The organism is Caballeronia sp., assembly GCF_049581465.1.
GTDB lineage: Bacteria > Pseudomonadota > Gammaproteobacteria > Burkholderiales > Burkholderiaceae > Caballeronia.
The window spans coordinates 1-2860 of sequence record NZ_JBAUSA010000770.1 but is presented as its reverse complement, the minus strand read 5'-3'; the positions used below and the strand labels follow the sequence as shown (position 1 = coordinate 2860).

3 protein-coding genes are annotated in these 2860 nt (G+C 58.9%); 2 read left to right on the top strand and 1 reads right to left on the bottom strand.

Features of this window, described 5'->3' with window-relative positions:
- Positions 1–433: 433 nt before the first annotated feature.
- Positions 434–1321, top strand: coding sequence for a LysR family transcriptional regulator (locus WCA53_RS19015; RefSeq protein WP_423914064.1), 888 nt, complete (start codon positions 434–436; stop codon positions 1319–1321).
- A gap of 688 nt (positions 1322–2009) precedes the next feature.
- Here WCA53_RS19015 and WCA53_RS19010 read toward each other — a convergent pair.
- Complete coding sequence (locus WCA53_RS19010) at positions 2010–2537, bottom strand: nucleoside 2-deoxyribosyltransferase (protein WP_423914059.1); 528 nt, start codon at positions 2535–2537, stop codon at positions 2010–2012.
- A gap of 36 nt (positions 2538–2573) precedes the next feature.
- Here WCA53_RS19010 and WCA53_RS19005 point away from each other — a divergent pair, with 36 nt between their 5' ends.
- Positions 2574–2741, top strand: coding sequence for a hypothetical protein (locus WCA53_RS19005; protein ID WP_423914056.1), 168 nt, complete (start codon positions 2574–2576; stop codon positions 2739–2741).
- The last annotated feature ends 119 nt before the right edge of the window (positions 2742–2860 follow it).

Genomic DNA, 2860 nt, shown 5'->3' with positions numbered 1-2860 from the left:
GCGTGGTCGTTCTGCTTAAGTCGGATTTTCTTGCTTATTTCTGTTAGCCCCTGTTCGGGGCGGAACTTCATTTCTTTGCAAACGCGCAAAGAAACGAAGCAAAGAAACGCGTTTTAAACCGCCAATTTTTTAGTGTCGTCGTCGATCACTTCAGGTCTTTGGCCCGAACGTAGTGCCGATCCCACTCATCCACCCTCACTTGAACACCCACCTCAAGCACCAACGGCACGCACACGCTTCGCCTCCAACCCCGGAACAAAAACAACATCGCGGATGACCTATGCAGCGAACAACCGCGCGCTGAACACACGCTAACCAACCACGCCACGCCTGTTGCTATCATGCTTTTGCTCCGGTTGGCCCGCACGGTAGAAACAAAGCCATCTCGAAGTCCAACACCCGTTTAGACGACTTCCATTCTCCTGGGGTATACATGGAGCTGCGCCAACTCCGCTATTTCATCGCGGTCGCCGAAGAAATGAATATCACGCGCGCGGCAGTGCGGCTCCACATGACGCAGCCGCCGCTCAGCCGCCAGATCAGCCAGATCGAGGAGGATATCGGCTTGCAGCTTTTTGAGCGCGGGTCGCGGCCGCTGCGAATGACCGAGGCGGGGCGCATCTTTTATACGCAAGCAAAACGGCTGGTCAGCGAAGCCGACGAACTCGCGCCGCTCACGCGCCGGCTCGCGCAACTGGCGGAACGGATCGTGATCGGCTTCGTACCGTCAGCGCTATATGGCGCGTTGCCACAAGTGATTCGCGCATTCCGGGAGGCCGCTCCGCATATCGAGTTGTCCCTGATCGAAATGTTCACGCTCGAACAATTGGGTGCGCTAAAGGGCGGTCGTATCGACGTCGGGTTCGGACGGCTGCGCTTCGACGACCCGCAGGTCACGCGCGAGATACTGGTGGACGAACGCATGATCGCAGTGTTGCCGCAGGATCATCCGCTGGCGAATCCGGATGTGCCTCTGACGCTTGCCGATATCGCGCGTGAGACGCTGATCGTATATCCGAGTTCTCCACGCCCGAGCTTCGCCGACCAGCAGCTGTCGGCGCTGCGTGATCACGCGCTAGAGCCGGCGCGCGTGCACGAGGTTAGGGAATTGCAGACGGCGCTCGGGCTGGTCGCCGCGCAGGTCGGCGTCTCGCTCGTGCCGGAAAGCGTCGACGGCCTGCGCGTGCATGGCGTGGTGTACCGGCGGCTGGCGGAAACACATGTCTCCTCGCCAATCATAATGAGCCGTCGCGAACAGGACGAAGGCGAGACAACGGCGTTGTTCTGCTCGCTGGCGCGCAAGCTCTTCCGCGTCGAATGAAGGCGTAACGGCCGCCGATATTGGTGCGAACGGACGGGGTTCGACTGTCATACGAAAGAGGCGCCCCGGCCCGTTCCGCTCAAGCCCATTGCGACGCTGCGGCCGACTTCACGGGCGGGCGTCGATGATGCCGGACATCGCGGCGCATGATGCGCCAAGACAGCTACTGCCCATGCGCGAATCCCTTCTCGTTGCAGGCGGCGATTTCTTCCCTATCTGGGACTTCGCTGCGAGGGATGACCTTCGTTAGTTCCACATTCACGCTCGTAGACAGTGCATCATTTAGTAGTACGTGGCTGGACTCCGGGGAGGGGCGCGCGTGCGGCGAATACAAGGATAGGCCGTGATATACGGCCGTTGAGGCGAAGCGTGTGCGCGCCGCATGTGCTTGAGGTGGGGGTTCGACTGGGCGTTGATGTGTGGTGGCTGTACTACGTTCGTGCCAAAAACATAAAATGAGCAACGCCGACACTAAAAAATTGGCGGTTTAAAACGCGTTTCTTTGCTTCGTTTCTTTGCGCGTTTGCAAAGAAATGAAGTTCCGCCCCGAATAGGGGCTAACAGAAATAAGCAAGAAAATCCGACTTAAGCAGAACGACCACGCAAGCAGAAGGACTCCACGCTCACCGAACACTCGCCGCTAGCAGCACCCTTCCCCCTAACCCCGGCCAAAGCTCGGCGTCTAGCCCTACTCCTTCGCGATCGCATCGAGACAGGGGCCCGGCCCGCCGACGATGATTCGCGCAGTACAGGCGATCATGAGATTCATACTCAGGCCGAAGTCTTCAACGATGTATCCGCGATCGCAAAAAGACGCGGTGTCGTCGTGCCGCACAGCTACGCGGTCGACAAGCGTTCGCTCTTCGGTCGTATAACCCCATACGGGCTTTCCCAGCGCGACTGCGAAGCCCACTTCGAATGCGGTTCCGCTATCGGGTTCTCCCGCGCCACGGAAATCGTCAAGGTTCGCCATGACAATATCGGCGCCACGGATCAATTCGAGGTTGGCCCGGTAAATCCACTGGGCCTTTGAGACGGGATCGAGATCGCCCGGTACCTGGCCGTCCAGCGGATATAACCCGCTCATTCCACGTTCGCGGCAAAGCGCTTTTAAATGCTCGCCATGGGCGGCAGCATCCGCGCGAAAGACGTCGAATCCAGCGAGATATACACGGGGTTTGGCGGATAAGGATGCGGTGTCACGGGTTGTTTCCATGATGCTATGTCTCTGGTTCAAAACCAGGAAGTATACTTGCCGTCGAAGCTGAAGTTCTCCACCATTTATCATCCAACTCGCATCGACTTGGCGTCACCAGCGACATTCGGCGGCGAAACCATCGCGTCGTCGCTGATCGGGAAGACCATCAAGAAGTCGTTCGCCAGCGACGCGTTCGCAGCCGGCTGCCATCAAGAGTTTTAATGTCGCGCCCGCTCGCTATTCCGGCAGATCCTTGAACAGCACGGTGCACAGCGTCCGGCCCGCATCGGTCAGGCGTGCCGTGCCGGTTCCGTCGTCGTTGAACTCGGTCTCGGCCAGAC

Coding starts and splice junctions, on each gene's coding strand:
- WCA53_RS19015 (WP_423914064.1), top strand. CDS start 434: ATGGAGCTGCGCCAACTCCGCTATTTCATCGCGGTCGCCGAAGAAATG.
- WCA53_RS19010 (WP_423914059.1), bottom strand. CDS start 2,537: ATGGAAACAACCCGTGACACCGCATCCTTATCCGCCAAACCCCGTGTA.